Origin of the sequence: Haliea sp. (assembly GCF_040222615.1) — a bacterium.
GTDB lineage: Bacteria > Pseudomonadota > Gammaproteobacteria > Pseudomonadales > Halieaceae > Haliea.
The window spans coordinates 1-17,409 of record NZ_JAVKCQ010000229.1; the positions used below are offsets into that span (position 1 = coordinate 1).

The 17,409-nt window shown below is 63.4% G+C and carries 16 protein-coding genes; 5 read left to right on the forward strand and 11 right to left on the reverse strand.

Features of this window, described 5'->3' with window-relative positions; all coding sequences use genetic code 11:
- Both RJQ10_RS18045 and RJQ10_RS18050 read left to right on the forward strand, forming a co-directional pair.
- Nucleotides 1-1,381 (forward strand): Y-family DNA polymerase (locus tag RJQ10_RS18045; RefSeq protein WP_350148776.1); only part of this gene is annotated, 1,381 nt, incomplete at its 5' end.
- A 196-nt stretch (nt 1,382-1,577) separates the two neighbouring features.
- On the forward strand, nt 1,578-1,910 hold the full coding sequence (locus RJQ10_RS18050; RefSeq protein WP_350148777.1) for a hypothetical protein: 333 nt from the start codon (nt 1,578-1,580) through the stop codon (nt 1,908-1,910).
- Nucleotides 1,911-1,940: 30 nt separating this feature from the next.
- On the opposite strand, the gene RJQ10_RS18055 is transcribed toward RJQ10_RS18050, so the two are convergent.
- The 8 genes from RJQ10_RS18055 to RJQ10_RS18090 form a co-directional block, all read right to left on the reverse strand.
- On the reverse strand, nt 1,941-2,417 hold the full coding sequence (locus RJQ10_RS18055) for a lipocalin family protein (protein WP_350148778.1): 477 nt from the start codon (nt 2,415-2,417) through the stop codon (nt 1,941-1,943).
- A 79-nt stretch (nt 2,418-2,496) separates the two neighbouring features.
- Nucleotides 2,497-2,784 carry an encapsulin-associated ferritin-like protein gene (locus RJQ10_RS18060; protein WP_350148779.1) on the reverse strand — a complete coding sequence of 96 codons (288 nt, stop codon included), beginning with the start codon at nt 2,782-2,784 and terminating at the stop codon, nt 2,497-2,499.
- 117 nt (nt 2,785-2,901) lie between these two features.
- Nucleotides 2,902-4,062, reverse strand: coding sequence for a chromate efflux transporter (gene chrA / locus RJQ10_RS18065; protein ID WP_350148780.1), 1,161 nt, complete (start codon nt 4,060-4,062; stop codon nt 2,902-2,904).
- Between the two features lie 32 nt (nt 4,063-4,094).
- The gene (locus RJQ10_RS18070) at nt 4,095-4,343 is read right to left on the reverse strand and encodes a GlsB/YeaQ/YmgE family stress response membrane protein (protein ID WP_350148781.1); all 249 of its coding nucleotides are present in this window, start codon (nt 4,341-4,343) and stop codon (nt 4,095-4,097) included.
- 160 nt (nt 4,344-4,503) lie between these two features.
- Nucleotides 4,504-5,583, reverse strand: coding sequence for a PA0069 family radical SAM protein (locus RJQ10_RS18075; RefSeq protein WP_350148782.1), 1,080 nt, complete (start codon nt 5,581-5,583; stop codon nt 4,504-4,506).
- A 57-nt stretch (nt 5,584-5,640) separates the two neighbouring features.
- Nucleotides 5,641-6,018, reverse strand: coding sequence for a DUF1622 domain-containing protein (locus tag RJQ10_RS18080; RefSeq protein ID WP_350148783.1), 378 nt, complete (start codon nt 6,016-6,018; stop codon nt 5,641-5,643).
- Between the two features lie 48 nt (nt 6,019-6,066).
- Entirely contained in the window at nt 6,067-6,525 is a 459-nt protein-coding gene (locus tag RJQ10_RS18085) for a YkvA family protein (RefSeq protein WP_350148784.1), read from the reverse strand.
- A complete protein-coding gene (locus RJQ10_RS18090; protein ID WP_350148785.1) occupies nt 6,518-6,916 on the reverse strand; it encodes a glutathione S-transferase family protein in 399 nt (132 codons plus the stop codon). Before RJQ10_RS18090 ends, RJQ10_RS18085 begins: the two co-directional genes overlap by 8 nt.
- A gap of 262 nt (nt 6,917-7,178) precedes the next feature.
- On the opposite strand from RJQ10_RS18090, the gene RJQ10_RS18095 reads away from it, so the two are divergent.
- Entirely contained in the window at nt 7,179-8,612 is a 1,434-nt protein-coding gene (locus tag RJQ10_RS18095; RefSeq protein ID WP_350148786.1) for a lytic transglycosylase domain-containing protein, read from the forward strand.
- A gap of 11 nt (nt 8,613-8,623) precedes the next feature.
- Here the strand turns inward: RJQ10_RS18095 and RJQ10_RS18100 are convergent, their stop codons facing one another.
- The 3 genes from RJQ10_RS18100 to RJQ10_RS18110 all read right to left on the reverse strand — a co-directional run bounded on the left by RJQ10_RS18100 (nt 8,624) and on the right by RJQ10_RS18110 (nt 15,482).
- The gene (locus RJQ10_RS18100; protein ID WP_350148787.1) at nt 8,624-11,629 is read right to left on the reverse strand and encodes a transglycosylase domain-containing protein; all 3,006 of its coding nucleotides are present in this window, start codon (nt 11,627-11,629) and stop codon (nt 8,624-8,626) included.
- 213 nt (nt 11,630-11,842) lie between these two features.
- Nucleotides 11,843-12,925, reverse strand: coding sequence for an adenylate/guanylate cyclase domain-containing protein (locus RJQ10_RS18105; protein ID WP_350148788.1), 1,083 nt, complete (start codon nt 12,923-12,925; stop codon nt 11,843-11,845).
- A gap of 112 nt (nt 12,926-13,037) precedes the next feature.
- Nucleotides 13,038-15,482 (reverse strand): parallel beta-helix domain-containing protein, encoded by a 2,445-nt coding sequence (locus RJQ10_RS18110; RefSeq protein ID WP_350148789.1) that lies wholly within the window; start codon nt 15,480-15,482, stop codon nt 13,038-13,040.
- 123 nt (nt 15,483-15,605) lie between these two features.
- On the opposite strand from RJQ10_RS18110, the gene RJQ10_RS18115 reads away from it, so the two are divergent.
- Both RJQ10_RS18115 and RJQ10_RS18120 read left to right on the forward strand, forming a co-directional pair.
- Nucleotides 15,606-16,583, forward strand: coding sequence for a sugar ABC transporter substrate-binding protein (locus tag RJQ10_RS18115; RefSeq protein ID WP_350148790.1), 978 nt, complete (start codon nt 15,606-15,608; stop codon nt 16,581-16,583).
- A gap of 10 nt (nt 16,584-16,593) precedes the next feature.
- Nucleotides 16,594-17,409 (forward strand): ATP-binding cassette domain-containing protein (locus RJQ10_RS18120; protein ID WP_350148791.1); only part of this gene is annotated, 816 nt, incomplete at its 3' end.

Sequence of the window (17,409 nt, forward strand, 5' to 3'; positions counted from 1 at the left end):
GCAGTGCCAGACCCTGACCGAGGAGCAGCCGGTGGTGGTGCTGGCCCGGCAGCGGGTACTGCGGGCCAATGATTGCGCTGCCAGCCTGGGTATTCGCGAAGGCATGACGGGCGCTACTGTGCGCGCTCTCGCGGGCAACGAGCCACTGCAGTTACTGACACGAAGTCAGGATGCAGAGCAGCGCTGCCTGCAACAGCTGTGCTGCTGGGCTTACAGCATCACTCCCACCCTGCACCCCTGGCGCGAGGACTGTTTGCAACTGGAGATCGGCGGCTGCCTGACCCTGTTTCGCAGCCTGGAAGCGCTGCTGGAGACAGTACACGCCGGCATTCACCTGCGCGGCTACCGGCTTGAGGCGGGCCTGGCCCCCACCCCCAGGGCGGCCTGGCTGCTGTCCTTCAGCAGCCAGGGGTTGGCTGCCGGTGACGGGGGAGACTGGCGAGAGCAACTCTCCACTCTGCCGCTGACCCTGCTGGATGACTTCCCGCAAGAGGTTGCCGCCCTGCAACGGGCGGGAATACGGCGGCTGGGAGACGTACTGGCACTGCCTGAAGCCGCTCTCGGCCGGCGCTGCGGCAAGGCCTTCATCCACTGGTTGCGCCAGATGCTGGGGCGCGAGGCGGACCTGCAGCCCGACTATCACCCACCTGATCGCTTTAACGACCAGTATCTATTCGGCTATGAAGTCCGGACAACCGCGGAGCTGCTGCCCGCCGTGCAGCAGTTGCTGCAGGCCCTGTGCGGCTTTTTGCGCCAGACCCAGCTGCAAACGCAGGACATCGAGTGGCAGCTGGTGGCGGTCGACCGCCGGGTCCAACGCCTGCGAGTCCGCAGCAGCAGCGGCCACAGTGACTGGGAGAACTGGTACCAACTCACCCGGCTGCAGCTGGATCGCCTGCAATTGCGCACAGGCATTGAGGGCCTGGCGCTGGAGTGCCGCCAGCTGCTGGCGATGCGCAGCGCCAGCATCGACCTGTTCAGCCCCCACAACCAGCGCGAACCGATGCAGGCGCTGCTCGACCGCCTGCGCAACCGCCTGGGACTACAGGCCATTCTTACCATCAGCTGCCGGGATGAACACCTGCCGGAGCTGGCCCTGCATGTCAGCAGCGAAGCGACAGCGCCGGCGGCCACCCAAAGTTCCATCCGGCGGCCCTTCTGGCTGCTGCCGGAGCCACAGCCAGTCCGCTGGCTGCAGGGGCAGCTGCACTGGCAGGGGGCTCTCCAGCTGATCGGCGGGCCGGAGCGCATTGAAGACAACTGGTGGCAGGAACCCGTAAGCCGCGACTATTACATCGCCCGGGGCACCAGGGGCCAGTACTACTGGTTGTTTCACGACCGCCTGCGGCAGCAGTGGTACGTCCACGGCCTGTTTGCCTGAGCTGTAGCCACCACCCCGACCTGCCACCAGGCCCCTACACTATTATTGTGAACTTATTATGACAGTGGCGTTGCTGCGATAGATTAACTGCCGCCGATGGTCCTATGATGGTTTCAACTCAAGAGGACAGCCCGAGCAGCGGGCTACCGGCCCCCGGCAGGATCGGGGCCGCGAAACGCCAGACCGGAGATTTACCATGAAAATAATGACCAGAGCACTGATATTGGCCACCCTGCCCCTGTTCGCCGCGGGCGCCTGGGCGGAAGTCACCCAGGATTGCATCCTCGAGGGCACCGTGGACAAAAAGAAGGCCGAGCAGATGGGCCGCGATGTATATGTTGCCTTCCACTCGGCGAGCCGTGCGGAGAAAGGCAGCGAATGCAAGCTCAACCGCCGCAACCGGGTTGAGTTCAAGGAGCCCAAGAATGCGATGATCGAAAACGCTCCCGACGGCGCCAGGGTCAAGTATCGCTACACCGAAGAAGACAACCAGGATGGCGAATGGCAGCTGATGGGCGTCTCCATGTAGCTGGCGCCCGCCAGGCCAGCTTCCGGCGGATTAGCGGCCGGAGGCCGATCCACCAGGGGCGAGGTTCCGCCCCTGGTCCACGAACAGCAACTCGTCGACCGCAAACCCCAACTCGCCAGCCCGCTGTACAAAACGCTGCCGCAGCTCTGCGCTCACCTCGGGATTCCGGGCCAGCAGCCAGAGGTAGTTGTTGTTGAAACCGGACACAAAGGCGTAGTCATAGTTCTCCTGGTCCAGGCCGAACACCACATAGGAAGCATAGAACGGCCCGAAAAATGACACTTTCAGGTGGCCTTTGCTCTCGTCGCCAACGAACCGCGCCACGCCCTCGGCCTGGTCCCACTCGGAGTTCGCTTCCCGATACCCGCGATTCAGCACCCGGACACTGCCGTCGTCGTTCAGGCTGTAGCTGGCCGTTACACCGTCGAGACCCCGCTCGAAAGAGTGATCGAGCCGGGCGATCTCATACCAGGTCCCCAGATAACGCTGAAGGTCGAACTTGGCCACTGGCTCCACTCCCGGCGGAGTCCCCAGACAGCCACCGAGCAGCAACAAACAGCCGAGTGCGAAAGCGCGCACCAGCGGTTTACTCGTGGGCAATGGTCTTGTCGGTAAACAGGTAGTCCTTCAGCTCCTTGTCGAGCACCGGGTCGCGGCGACGAATCCACTCCAACACCATGGCCGCGTGTTCTTTTTCCTCGTCGCGGTTATGCCGGAGGATCGCCCTCAGCTCGGGATCCTTGCAGGCGTCCATCCGCTGGTTGTACCAGTCGACGGCTTCCAGCTCTTCCATCAACGAAGTGATGGCGCGATGCATATCGCGGGTCTCATCGCTGAGCTCCGCAATGGGTTCGTGGTACCCTTCATTGGACATATATTTCTTCCTGTGCAGCTTCAATAAAGAATTGCGCAAGCGGCGGGACAGCGGCCACTCCCGCCCTAGTGTAGCGGCACGAATGGCATCGACCAAGCAGATCTCGCCGGTGTCGCCCTAAAGACCCGACGCAATACCCACGGCGGCAAAACCCACTACCAGTACGAGGATGGGTGGTCGCCAGCGCCAGAGTAATACCCAGCCCGCGAGGGCGAGAACCGCATCCAGCCAGCCATTGATGGCCGCCAGCGCTACCGGATTGACCCAGGCCGCCAGCAGCAGGCCCACAACGGCCGCGTTGACACCGGCCACCAGGCCCACGATGCGCGGCCTTGCCGCCAGGGCTTCCCAGGCGGACTGCAAGGCAAGCACCAGCAGGAAACCCGGCAGGAAGATACCCGCCGTCGCCAGCAGGGCACCCGCCACGGGGGCCGCGGGCAACAGGTCGGCGCCGAGAAAAGCCGCCAGCGAAAACATTGGCCCCGGTACGGCCTGGGCAGCCGCATAGCCCAGCAGAAATCGATCGGCGCTGACCGTCTCCCCCAGCTGCTGCTGCAACAGCGGGAGCACCACATGACCCCCGCCGAACACCATGCTTCCGCTACTGTAGAACTGGCTGAACAGGCGCCACACCGGATCACCATGGGTCAACAGGGGCAGACCAATAAACAACAGTCCGAATGCAGTCGCCGGCAGCCAGCGCAGCCCGGCCCCGCCGGAGCCCCGGGTCAACGCACCAGCGCCGGGCCGGGGCAACAAGAACCATCCCGTCAGCGCAGCCAGCAACAGAACGGCGTATTGGGCCCAGGGCGAGGCCGCCAGCAGCAACACGACCGCGGTCAACGCCGCCACGGATGCAGTCGCGAGGTCGCGACAGAAAGACCCCGCCATGGTCCGCAGCGCCTCCGCCACCACCACCAACGCCAGCAACTTGAGTCCCCGTACCAGGCCAGCAAGCAGGCCGCTGTCAGGCGCCTGGGCAGACCACACCGCCACGCCCAGCATCAGGAGAAAAGACGGCAAGGTAAAACCGAGGAAAGCGGCCAGGGCGCCGGGCAGACCCGCACGGCGGTAGCCGATGGCAAAACCAACCTGGCTGGAACCCGGGCCCGGCAGGAACTGGCTGAGGGCGACCAGGCGCGCATAGGCCGCCTCATCCAGCCAGCGCAGGCGCTGGACAAAGGCCTGCTGGAAATAAGCTATGTGGGCAGCGGGGCCGCCAAAGCTGACACAGCCCAACAGCAGGAAACGCCAGAAGACTTCGAACCAGGGCGGCACGGTGGCAGGGATGTGGCCGCAATGACCCGCCGCTAGAGCTTGAGGATATTGACCACGTACAGCAACAGCGCGGCACCCAGGGTGGCGACGACAACCGAACCGACAAAACCGCCCGCCGACAGCCCGAGCAAACTGAAGACAAATCCCCCTATCACCGAGCCCACAATGCCGACCGCAATATTGCCGACCAGGCCGAACCCCCGCCCTTTCATGAGCTTGCCTGCCAGCCAGCCGGCCAGCGCGCCGATGATCAGGTAGGCAATCAATCCACTGACTTCCATATGGTTCTCTCCAGTGCTATCCGGGTATCGACCGCGAGGCCGCCTCGCGCCAGTATACGGAGAGCGGACGCCAGTGCACAGCCAGCCGTGACATCACCGCGAAAAATGGAGAGAAAGCCGCAGTGTTTTCTGCTGCGACGGGCCGGCGCCGGCAATGACTTCACTCGCTCGCGAACAGGTCGCCCTGGGCTCGCGGTGGCAGGAACCGGCTGCAATCAAGTTCATCGTAACGCCGGGCATTCAAACCCAGGCGCTTGCTCGCCCGCTGGAAACGCTGCCCCAGAAGCTGTGCAAAGACACCCTCGCCACGCATCCGGTGACCGAACCGGGCGTCGTAGTCCGCGCCGCCACGGCACTGGCGGATCAGGCTCATGACCTTCGCCGCCCGCTGCGGGTAGTGCGTCTGCAGCCAGTCCTCGAACAGCGGCGCGACTTCCAGCGGCAGCCGCAGCAACATCCAGTTGGCCATCACCGCGCCCGCATCCCGGGAGGCCTGCAGAATCGACTCCAACTCGCTGTCGTTGAGTCCGGGAATGATCGGCGACGCCAGCACACCGACCGGGATACCGGCGGCGCTCAACTCCCTGATGACCCGCAAGCGCGCTGCGGGCGAGGCGGTGCGCGGCTCCAGGCTGCGCTTGAGATCGTTGTCCAGCGTGGTCACGCTGATAAACACGTGCAGCAGCCGCTGCCGGGCCATGTCCGCCAGCAGTGTCGTATCCCTGAGGATCAGCGCGCTCTTGGTGACGATGGTGACCGGGTGGCGGCACTCATGCAGCAGTTCCAGCAACGCGCGGGTGGTGCCACAAGTTGCCTCGAGGGGCTGGTAGCAATCCGTGTTGCCCGACAGGTTGATGGGGAGGCACAGGTAATTGGGCTTGCACAGCTCCCCCTGCAATCGTTCGACCAGGCCGGTGCGGGCAATCAGGCGGGTTTCGAAGTCCAAGCCGGGAGAGAGATCCCACCAGGCGTGGCTGGGCCTTGCATAACAGTAGATACAGCCGTGCTCGCAGCCGCGGTAGGGGTTGATGGAGCGGTCGAAGCCCAGGTCCGGTGAGCTGTTCCAGCTGAGCGCAGTTTTCGCGGGTTCTTGCCTGACTTCCGTCGCAATGCGCTGCTGCGCCTCCTCCCGCCACCAGCCATCGTCAACCTCCTCACTGGCCAGGTGGGCAAAGCGATTGTGGGGGTCGAACGTTGCACCGCGACCGCGGCGGGCGTGTGAAGGCCGGAGAATCGCCACGGGCACCCCTCTATACTGTATATTTGTACAGTATAGCGTGGCGATGGATGATTGCAATCAGCGCCGGTCTGAGCCTCCGTCGCGCGGCCCCTCATCGGCTGCCTGCCGCCAGGGCCAGCGACCCTCGATCTCCAGGTGCAGGGTCATGCTGAGGAAGGTTCTGATGAGAATCACCAGGCCCAGCACCGCCACGTTCTGCCAGGTCGCATCGACAATGATGGTCTGCATGATGTCACCCGCGATGAGGAACTCCAGACCCAGGATAATGGAGCGGCCGAGCTGCCGGCGGAAGGTGTGATAGGCCACTCCCTCCGGTACCTTGTTGAAGTGGCGGACAAACACCACCGACGAGTAGCTCGCCCCGACCAGCACCACCAGCACGCCGACCGCTTCGGTACCGTAGGCGAAGAGAGAAATGATCTGGGTAAATTCCATACTGAGTCCATCCACAGTGTTGGGGCCGGCCGCCGGGTTGTGCCAACGTCAGTCGCTTGCGTCGCCGTCAGTTGCTGGCGGGGACGCCGAGGCGGCCTCGCCCTGCTCCCAGGCCAGGAACCGCTCCAGGTCCCGGTTCAGGGTACGCAAGGTCCAGCCGAGTATAGCGGCATCATCGAGCAGGCCAAGACCGAGAATAAAGTCCGGCACCAGATCCACCGGCATTACAAAGTACACCACCGCCGCCACCAGGATCAGCAGTGACTGCCAGGAGATGTCGCGATAGGAGCCAGCGGCATAGGCGCGCACCAGTCGCAGGGCATTCCTGATCGGCGCGATGATGGCGGCCAGCGGCCCACCGCGGGCCTCGGCCTTGCGCCCCGCGGCCGCCGCCAGGGATTTCAGCTTCTCCGGCTCTTCGATATAGGCCCTGGCGCGACTGGTGGCACGGGCATAGGCCCTGCTCGCGCGGACCCGGGATGTACGCCGGGGCCCTGAATCAGGCACTGTCCCGACCCTCCAAGAGTCCGTGCCAGGTGGAAAAATCCGCGTGTGATGGGGCGGTGCCGAACAGGAACTCCCGCTGCAACTGCGACTCGACTTCCGCCAGGTGCGCCAGCACCAGCGGCCGGGCCTCCCGGAGGCCGGCGATCCCAAGCTCTGCCTTGCGACCCATATTGATACGATTGAGGAGGACGCGGCCCAGGTCCAGCCAGGACATTGTCTGCCGCGCCTTGCGCCCCATCGCGGCTGTGCCGGCGGCACGCTGTGCCACGACCGGGCGCGGTGGCATCTCCCGGGCAATAGCCGACTGCCATGGCAATCCGGCATAGCCCAGCATGCTGCGGATCTTTTGCGCAAAGGGCGACATGGCGTAGTGGTGCAGAATCAGTTGCATAGCTTGGGGCTCTGTTCATCAATGCCATCAGCTTACACGATCCGGCTTGCATCGGTACTGAGTCCACGGCGCGGGCAAAGCAGCCGGAAGCTGCCCGGCCCTTGCGGGATGATTTCCTAGCGCGAGCAAATCTGCTATAACTCGCCATCATCCTTTTGTCGAGGCCTGTATGCTCCGCATCGTGCTTGTGCTCTGGCTTTCGCTCGGCGCTGCCGCCGCCTCGGCAAGCGCAATCCCCCGCCCCCCGGGCCTGGAACCTGCGGTGCAATTCTGGACCCGGGTATACACCGAAGTCTCGACCGGGCAGGGCTACATTCACGACGCCGTGAACCTCGCTGTTGTCTACCAGACACTGTCGTTCCCTCCCGGACTGTCACCGGCGCAGCAGAACCGGGAGATCGAAGAGTCCAAAAAGCAGTACCAGGCGGCGCTGTCCAGGCTTGGCGCGGGCAAACGGGAGGGCCTGAGCGCCCTGGAGGCCAGCGTCCTGCGCGCCTGGCCACCGGGCACCAACTCCCGCACCTTGCAGCAGGCGGCCAACAATGTCCGCTTCCAGCGCGGTCAAGCTGACCGGTTTCGGGACGGCCTGGTCAGGTCCGGCCAGTGGAAACCCCACATTCGGAGTATCCTCGCCCGGCATGATCTGCCACTCGAACTGGACGTTCTCCCCCATGTGGAATCCTCATTCAATCCCGGAGCCTATTCCAAGGTAGCCGCGGCGGGGATGTGGCAGTTCATGCCGGCCACCGCACAGCGATACATGCTGGTGAATTCCATTGTCGACCAGCGTATGGACCCCTATGTGTCTACCGAGGCGGCCGCCAGACTGCTGCAGCAGAATTACCAGGCGACCGGCTCCTGGCCCCTGGCCATCACCGCCTACAACATCGGTGCCGGCGGCATGCTGCGCGCCACCAGGGCGATGGCAACGACAGATATCGAAGCCATTATCAGAGACTACCGCGGGCCCGGTTTCGGTTTTGCCTCGCGCAACTTCTACACCTCCTTTCTCGCCGCGCTGGAAGTGGACCGCAATGCCTCGAGGTACTTCGGCAAACTGCAACCGGCTGCACCGCTGACCTATGACACGGTCGTGACCTCCCACTATGTACCGGCCACCGAGCTGGCCCGTGCGGCCAGAGTCGACATTGAACTGCTGCGCCGCTACAACCCATCGCTGTTGGAACCTGTCTGGACAGGGGAAAAGCATATTCCCAGGGGCTTCCAACTGCGAATACCAAGGGACCTGCGGCCAGTCAGCCTGAGCACGGCGCTGGCGGCGATTCCCGCCGGCGCGCGGTTCAACCAACAGCAGCCCGATGTGCTGCACCGCATCGCCAGCGGTGAATCCCTGTCGACCATTGCCCGGCGCTACAACACTTCGATAGCCACCCTGATGTCTCTCAACGGCCTTCGCGATGCCCACCGGATACGCGCCGGCCAGAACCTGCGCCTGCCGGGAACCCGGGCGGCGGCCAGCGCCGGCGCCGCAGGGGTGGCCAGCCTGGCAGCCCGCTCACCGGGATCTGGCGCAGGTCGCTCCGCGCAGGTTTATGTGATCCAGAAGGGCGACTCCCTGTGGCAGATCGCCAGGCGCTTCAACGTGTCCCACCAGGAGCTGGCGTCCTGGAACGACCTGACCCACAGCCACAGGATCAAGCCCGGCCAGGTGCTCCGCCTGGCCTCCCTGGACTGATTCGCCGGGCGTCAGCCGCCACCCGGCAACGCCCCCGGCTGGCCCGCAACCGGGCCCGCTGCCTCCTCGGTCAGCAGTGGTCGCAGCGAGGGCATCAGCACCTTCAGCAGCTGCGCCGGCAGCCCGCTGGTAAACTCGAAGCCCTCCGCCTGCGCACCGCCGACATGGGCAAGAATGACCCCGAAGAAACGGTCACCGATAAAGAAGGTGAACAGGGCGTTCCGGTTGACCACCTCCTCGGCCAGCAACTGCCTTCCCGGGCCAAAGGTCTTGCTGCGGTGGTCGCCGGTGCCTGTCTTCCCGCCCACTTCCACAGCTCGACCCGCGGCATCCACCAAAGCCCCGCGCAGGCGTCGGGCTGTGCCCGAATCCACAATATCCGCCAGGGCCTTGCGCACGGTCTGCGCGATTTCCCTGGAAAGCACCCGGTGTCCCTGTGGCGGCCTCAGCTGGAACTGCGTTTCGTAAGGTGTTCCCTGGGCAAAATGAAGCTCCTCAATCTGCCGCAGCGGCAGTCTTGCGCCATCGTTGACGATGATTCCCATCAGTTCCGCAAGCGCTGTCGGCCGGTCAGCAGAAGCACCCAGGGCCGTGGCATAGGATGGCACCAGACTGCTGAAGGGGTAACCCAGGCGCTGCCATTGCTGGTGAATACTCTCGAACGCATCCTGCTCCAGCAGTATCCTGATCCTGTTGTTCTGCGCGCGCTCTTTCCTCGATCTGGTCAGCCACGCGTAGGCGTCCTGCCGCGCCTCACTGCTCGCTGAGACAAGCTGCTTCAGGCTGGCCCCGGGGTTATCGAGAAGGTATTTCACCAACCACAGTTCCAGCGGGTGTATCTTGGCGAGATAGGCCCGGTCGTTACTGTCGAAACGCGCAGGATCATATTGCCGATAGAGCTTCCCGACCTCAATCTCCTCCAGCAGCTCCGCGCTCAACCGCGCGCCGAGAAACGCCGCCAACGCTCCCGCATCGGCCTCTGGCAGCACAGAGCGGAACACCATGGAAAGTCGCCCGGGAAGTGGCCTGGTCCGGTCCGCCAGTTCCGCCAGCAGCAGCTCCGCCGGCAAGCTGCCATAGCGTTGATAGAACTGTTGCAGGTAGGTCTGCCCCTCCATGTCGGCGAAGCGCTCAAGGTATGCCCGTCGGCGCGGGTCATCCCGATTCTCCAGCAGCTCCCTGGCCCCGGGTATCTCCAGAGTGTAGTAGCGGGCGACGTCCCGCATCATGCGAACAAAGACCAGATTCACCGAGCGGCTGAAAGCCTCGGCAACCGTCATTACCCGGGTGTTGTCCCGCTGCTCGAAGTTGCTGAAACGATGCATCCCGCCCGCGGTAAAAAACGACTCGGCCGGGCTGGCGGAATAGCTTCTCAACATCGCCGCGGCCAACAGCTCCCGCAGCGTCGCCGTCGGGTGCTGCTGCAGATAATCCAGAGTCCATTGCCGCAACGGGTCCTCGGCAACCTGCCTCGCCATCTGCCTCTCCTCCGGGGCCAGACCGCGATGACCCAGGTACACGGTCTCGACAATCTCCAGGTAGCTGATCAGCGTGCGCAGCTTGGCCGTCGAGCCAAGATCCAGCTTGGAACCCGTATTCATATCGAACGGCATGTTCAAGTTGTCTGTCTGCACCCGCAGCAGGTTGCCGTTCGGGGTCCGCTCATAGAGCAGAAAGCTGTAGCGCAGTGCACCCAGCTGCTCTTCTCGCAGGAGTTTCTCCCCGAGAAGGCCCGCCGCTCTCGCGTAGGCCGGCTCGGTTACCCGCTGCAGCTGCGCTTCGACCTCCCGCTGTATATCGCTGGCCACCGAACTGCGCACCCGCAGGTCAAACCTGTCCAGCGAATATAGACTCTGCACACCCAGCGTTGACAGCAGCTCAGTCCGGATACTGTTGGTAACCTTGCGACTGATAAACGAGCTGGCTGGCGGCGCTTCCACCCGCTCGAGAAACACCAGGGGCTGGCGTAAAGCAGCATCGCGCAGCGCTGGATCGATGATCCCGTTGGCGCCGAGCACGCGCAGATAGCTGTTGGTCAACTCGTTGAGTTCCTCGCGCCCGGCGAGCAGATAGTAGGACGGCCTGCGCTGGGACAGCAACAGGCTGAGGGCAGACCTGAACACCCGTGCCCTTGCGTCAATGTCGAAGGTGCCAGCTTCTGCACCGAGCAACTGGTTGGCATAGTCAAAATCAATACCAAACCAGAACCGCAAGCCATCCCCCAGGCCGTGGATTTCCCCGCGCCCGGCGCGGCCTGCCAGCGGCGTGGAGTTGAGGTAGTCGCGGACGATCAGCTCCCGCGCAGTACCCGTATCCGTTCCCAACCGGTAGACCCGTACGCTGGCGGAGATCATCTGACGGATCTTCTCTCCGCCATCAATGGTTATCCCGCCGGGAGAATAGCGGTACTTTTCCATCTGGGTCGCCAGGGTACTGCCGCCGGGAGTGGCCGCATCGGACTGGCCCAGGCTTTGCGCCTGTGCCAGCAAGGCCTCGGCAAGGCGATTCCATTCCACCACCGGATTCTTGCTCGGGTACTTTTCCGCCAGCAGCTCCCGGTTCTCGATAAACAGGAGGGCGGCGACCAGCAGCGGCGGTATATCGCTGAAGCTGGTATAGATGTTCGAGGGGTCGCGGTGGGCAAACAGCGTGCGCTCCTCTCTGTCGACAATGGTCAAACCTGTCTGCAGCTTCTCCTGGTAGGGCGGGTTGGCGCCCCACTGCGCATAGTCCATCAGCTCTCTGGAGAAATAGCCCTGACGCGCAATTTCATAGCCCCGGCTATTGAGTCGCGCAACAAACTCAGGCAGCCGGGTATACCCGCGCTGTTCGTTGTAGGGGCCGTGGGATGGAAACCAGATAAAGCGGGAGGGGCCCTCCCTGAGCTCGAAGACAAGCTCCCCGGCCATGCGGGTAAAGTAGCGCGACTGGAGGTAAGATGTCTGGTACTCGTGGACAGAAACAGCTGCCACCGCAATAGCCAGCAGCAGTAGCACCCAGAACAACAACCACTTCACAGGAAGTCCTTATATCACCACGCCGGCAACTGGACCGGGTCCCGGATGAGCATAAGCCAAGCCATGGCAATTGGATAGTCACCGCCGTGCACACGGGGGACCCACGGCCTCAATTCAGCACAGCAAGCCCCGTCCAGCGCGAATTACACGCCTCCGGTGATGACCGGGGCTGAATCCTCGATATTGGCATCCACCCGGGGCTGTTTTCCGGGCTTATGGCCTGCCCCAGAGAAGCTGATCGACATAACGGCGCACGGCCTCGTGGCCGGCAGTGCCCGACGTGGTGAAGGCGAAGGAGATTTCGAAACGGTTTGCAATCGGCCTGGTATACAGGGCCCGGGCATACACCTCACCGGAAACGTCGGTCGCAAAGTCGCTGTTGACCCGGAAGTTGATTTCACTGAGCGTTGGCAGTTCCAGCTCCAGTTGGGCGAGCATGCCATCGTAACCGAGATTGCGGATGCTGCCGGCATGGGTCTCCTGCAGGACCTCGTTCCCGTCCACGCGGTGAAACTGCAGCGGCAGCTCCACCTCGACACGCGGTGAATTACGCAGTTCCACTCGCGGCACTTCAATTCGCTCCGGTTCGGAGACGGCAAGCATCTCATACAGATTCACCGGGCCCCGCCTGCCTTTGACCTGCAGGCGGCGCATGGCACCCACCTCTATACTGTCGCGCGCGGCCAGATAGCTGTTTTCACTCAGCAGTACCTGCCCGCGCAGGCTGAACGATTCGATCCTGGCGGCGAAATTGACCTCGTCGCCGATGGCGGTGTATTCGCGGTGATCCTCGGGGCCGAAACTGCCGACCATCACCTCACCGGTATTGATGCCAATGCCGGCATGAATTTCCGGCAAGCCCCGGCGGGCATTTTCGGTGTTGATCCCGGCCATGGCCTGTTGCATGCGGGCCGCACACTGCAGCGCTTGCTGCAAATGGCTGTCACAGGGGGTCGGTGCACCGAACAGCGCCATCACCCCGTCGCCAAGAAACTTGTCGACGAAGCCGCCGTGGGCGTGGATCAGCATCGTCATCTGTTCGAAAAAGGGTTTCAGCAGGTCAATCAGGTCTGCGGAACTACAGATTTCCGCCAGCGAGGAAAACCCCCGCAGATCGACAATAAGTACCGTAACCTGACGCGGGCTGGGTGGCAGAAAGGGTGGCACCGGTTCCAGCAGGTTGTAGGCAAGCTGGGTGAGCGCCGAATACTCCGCCGCAGGTACCGCGCCACCCACCCGCGCCAGCAGCGCCTCGACCATGGCCACCACGCGATCAGATTGAACCGAACTATCCATGTTGCGCATTCCTTGAGGTCAACCACTCAGTCGTTGAAGGTTCCTGCCCTGCCCTCGGGCCGGTCAATCATACCCTCAGAAATGCCGTCGATACAGCCGCTCGGGATCTCGCCTAGCAACCTCCAGTCAAGCTGTTCAGCCAGGCTCGCATCAGGGCCACGGCCTCATCGTGAATAATACTGCGCCCGATCTCGGGCATGCGAACATCCGGGTCGTTGGAGTTCATCCGGAAAACTGTGATGGAGGCGTCCGCATTGCCTGGCACGAAATCGAACTGCAGCCCTCCGGAACCAGCACCTGCCGCCACCGGCGGCTTGCAGATCCCATAGCTGGAGTCCACCTCGCGCCAGAACTCCAGGAACATGCCGGAATTGCTGGCGAAGCCACCCGGGCTGTGGCAGTGCGCGCAGTTGATATCCAGGTAGGCCTTGGCCCGCGCCTGCAACGGCTGCGCGGGGTCCTCCCAGTCCGCCGCCGTGTCGATGGTGGCGAGCTCGTCAGGCAGACCCGCCAGAACCCCCTGTTCAGCCATGTGGGCCAGCTGGTTGGCGTTCTCGCCGGCGTAGACATTGTCCCGGTTCAGAAACCGCGCCTTGGGACCAATGGGCAGATTGACCGTTTCCAGGTTCACAGCGCTGCCCGTTTCGGGCCGCGTTACACCGTGGCAGGTCTTGCAACTGTTGGCATCGGGAATGACGTAATCGGTACTGCGGCTCATCCCGTCACTGTGGATCCACGCCAGGGTCCGGCGACCGCCCGCCACCACCAGGTCCGCGCCGCTGCCGTCCTCACGCCAGATGTAGGGCAGCGTTGCCCAGCCATGCCGACGATGAATCAGCAAGCGGGTCTCGATGATGATCTCCCCCGCACCGGGATTGAGAAAATCCCTTGGCATGGTGAACGTCTTGGCGATGATTGTCCCTACCGGGAAGTCGAAGACATCGCGCGATGAGTAGGCCGCCTGCAAGCCATCGGGCACGTAGATGAAGCGATACTTGGAGGCGTAGTCGGTGAACAGCGCAGTGGTCAGCTCGTAGCCGATACCGCCATTGGCTTCCTGACGCGGCTCCCGGTCATCTGCAAACAGGTTGTACCCCGCCAGTTCACGACAGCTGACTTCCACAGCGTCGAAATTGACCTCATCCCCGACAGGGTTGCAGAGCTCGGCAATCTCGGCTTCGGTCGGCGGCCGTTCGCCTTCGGCGATCACCTCGGGGCTATCCAGCACAACTTCCGCCAGCGAGGCGTGGGCGCAGGCAAAGAAACCCGGATCGGCACTGGGCCCGCCGCCGCCGGGCGGGAACAGGACACCCCGGCGGACGGTCGCCGCCTCTGCTATGCAGATGCGATCGGCATCGGCAAAGGCGCCCTGCCCCTCACCCAGCCCGTCGTAGACGATCTCCGGCACCCCGCCGAGGCCGTTGAACAGGCCGGCAATGTCCGCGACCAGGTCCTGCGGATCGTAGGCATTGTCGCTGTAGTCATTATCATGCACATGGATACGCCGCGGGTCGGGGTCATAGTTTGTATCGCCGGTGGTCAAGCCACTGATCGCGTAGCTGACGATGGCGATAGCCAGTGACTGGTTGCCCTCGATACGGTTGCCGAACACCTCTACATCGTCAAAGGCCATGGCGAGAATGCCGGTACCGGCGGGGACGATACCCACGATATTGCCTTCCGGCGCGAAGTTCGGCGTATTGTTGTTGCGGATCGTGTTGTCGTAGATTCTTGCGCGTTCTCCATCCAGCCCCAGGTTGGGCAGGTCGAACACCAGGATGCCCCCGGTGTTGTCCTCGGCGACATTCTGGTAAACATCCGAGTCTGTGGAGTTTTCGATTTCGATTCCGGCGACGTTCAGGGATACCCGGTTGCGGCGCACAATGATCTTGTCGGATTGACCGACATAGATCCCCGCATCACTGGCGCCAATTACAATACTGTCCTCGATCAGCACGTTCTTCGTCTGCACCGGGTAGAGGCCGTAGGCGCCATTGCTGGCGCAGGCGCCACAGGTCCACTCCACGCGCAGCGCGCGTATGGTGACACCGTTGGAAAACTTGAACTTGACGCCGTCGGCGGGGGGATCAACCAACGCGAAATTCTCCAGCACCACGTTGTTGCTGGTCACCAGCAGACTCTCACCACCCGACAGCTGCGCGGCAAAGTTCAGCACAGTCCGCTCATGCCCCTGCCCGCGCACGGTCACGTTGTCGACGTCAAGGGAGACTGCCGCATCCAGGGTAAACTCGCCTGCGGGAAGCTCAATGGTTTGACCGGGCTCGGCGTTGATGAATGCCTCGAGCATCCGCCGCTGGAAATCATCGCCCGGTTCCACCACTACCAGGTTGGGGTCCACCTCCTCGGGCTGGACCGGCGGAGCCGGCGGCACCTGGCTATCGTTGCTGTCAGTACAGGCCGCCAGGCCAAGCACCAGCAGAAGGGACAGCAGCCCGACCCCGGGACAGCGCCGTGGAAAAAGCACCGACAGGCAAGCGGCGCTTGCCCGATTCAAGCGCGAGAACGCCCGGGAACAGCGGGAATTGAGATAGTCCATCAGGATACGCCTTATTATGCTCGCAGAGTGTATAGACTAGCGCGTAAAAAGGTGTTCGCCACACTTTTTTACCCGCAGAATCGAATAGACTCTGTCAGCCGTGAGACCCGAGGGAGACACGCCATGTCCCGCAACAGCAACCACTATCCCCGCCGCACTCTGGCGAGCCTGCTGCTCGCGCTCACGCTCGCTGCGTGCGGACAACAGGAGGGCCCGGCGCAGCCCGCCGCAGAGGAGGCCCCGCAGCTACCGCGCATTGCCCTGGTAATGAAGTCGCTCGCCAACGAATTCTTCACCAGCATGGCCGACGGCGCCAGGGCGCACCAGGCCGCAAACCCCGGCAGCTATGAATTGATTGTCAACGGTATCCGCAACGAGAGCGACCTGGCACAGCAGGTGGCGCTGGTCGAGCAAATGATGGCCACCGGGGTTGATGCCATCGTGATCGCACCCGCGGACTCAAAAGGCCTGCTGCCCGTCGCCCGGCGCGCCGTTGCCCAGGGCATCGTGGTGGTCAATATCGATAACCGCTTCGATCGCGAAGTCCTTGCGGACATGGGCGTCAGCATACCCTTCGTCGGGCCGGACAACCGCGAAGGGGCGCGCAAGGTGGGGGATGTGCTCGCGGCAGCGCTTGCTCCCGGCGACCGGGTCGCAATCATCGGCGGTATTCCCGGGGCTTTCAATGCACAGCAGCGACAGGCCGGGTTTGAGGACGCCATGCGTGCTGCCGGTATCGAGGTGGTTTCGATCCAGTCCGCGGACTGGGAGCAGGCGCGCGCGGCCACCGTGGCCAGCGCAATCCTCGGCGAAAACCCCGATCTCAGGGCGCTGCTCTGCGCCAACGACAGTATGGCGCTGGGCGCTGTGGCCGCAGTGCGCCAGGCCGGCCGTGCGGATGAGGTACTGGTAGTCGGCTTCGACAACATTTCCGCGGCCAACACCCTGGTGCAATCCGGAGAGATGCTCGCCACCGCCGACCAGTACGGCGACCAGCTGGCGGTATTCGGGATCGAGTACGCACTGGAGATCCTGGCGACAGGCCAGGCTCCGCAGGATCGCAACACGCCGGTGGATGTCGTGGTCAACGGTGCTCGCTAGAGACCGCCCGGTGCCCGCGACACCCACCGCCCTGCTGGCAACAAGGGGCCTGGACAAGCAGTTTGCTGCGCCGGTACTGCGGGGCGTTGACTTCACCCTGAACAGGGGCGAGATCCATGCACTGATGGGCAGCAATGGTGCTGGCAAGAGCACTCTGTGCAATATCATAGCCGGCATTCACCGCCCCTCCGGCGGCAGCCTGCTGCTGGCCGGAGAGCACTACCAGCCCGCCTCGATTCGCGATGCCGAAGCTGCCGGCGTGCGCATGGTGATGCAGGAGCTTAACCTGTTTCCCAACCTGAGCATTGCCGAAAACCTCTGTTTCAGGCAGCTGGGCAACCCAGTGGGCATCATCAACCGGCACACGTTGAGAGCCAGGGCCCGCGAGGCACTGGCGCGGCTGCAGCTGGACGACCTGGATCCCGACCTGCCCGTGGCGATGCTCGGTGTCGGCAAGCAGCAGCTGGTGGAGATCGCCCGGGTACTGGCCCAGCCCATCAAGCTGTTGATCCTGGATGAACCGACCGCCGCCCTCACCGATCCCCAGATCGACCAGCTGTTCCTGCAGCTCGACACCTTGCGTCAATCCGGCGTGGGGATCATCTATATCTCCCACCGCATGAGCGAGATCCAGCGGGTTGCCGACCGTGTTTCGGTTCTGCGTGATGGCGTGCTGGTGGCCACCGAAACCGCCCGCGAGCTGGATATCGATCGGCTTGTCCACCTGATGGCGGGGCCGGCCATGGTCCATGTGCCGGCAGCAGCTGCCGTGTCAGGGCAAGCCGACGCCCCGCCCCGGTCACCTCCGGGCTCAGTAGCCCTGCGG

Coding starts and splice junctions, on each gene's coding strand:
- RJQ10_RS18090 (WP_350148785.1), bottom strand. CDS start 6,916: ATGCAACTGATTCTGCACCACTACGCCATGTCGCCCTTTGCGCAAAAG.
- RJQ10_RS18050 (WP_350148777.1), top strand. CDS start 1,578: ATGAAAATAATGACCAGAGCACTGATATTGGCCACCCTGCCCCTGTTC.
- RJQ10_RS18070 (WP_350148781.1), bottom strand. CDS start 4,343: ATGGAAGTCAGTGGATTGATTGCCTACCTGATCATCGGCGCGCTGGCC.
- RJQ10_RS18115 (WP_350148790.1), top strand. CDS start 15,606: ATGTCCCGCAACAGCAACCACTATCCCCGCCGCACTCTGGCGAGCCTG.
- RJQ10_RS18060 (WP_350148779.1), bottom strand. CDS start 2,784: ATGTCCAATGAAGGGTACCACGAACCCATTGCGGAGCTCAGCGATGAG.
- RJQ10_RS18105 (WP_350148788.1), bottom strand. CDS start 12,925: ATGGATAGTTCGGTTCAATCTGATCGCGTGGTGGCCATGGTCGAGGCG.
- RJQ10_RS18080 (WP_350148783.1), bottom strand. CDS start 6,018: ATGGAATTTACCCAGATCATTTCTCTCTTCGCCTACGGTACCGAAGCG.
- RJQ10_RS18110 (WP_350148789.1), bottom strand. CDS start 15,482: ATGGACTATCTCAATTCCCGCTGTTCCCGGGCGTTCTCGCGCTTGAAT.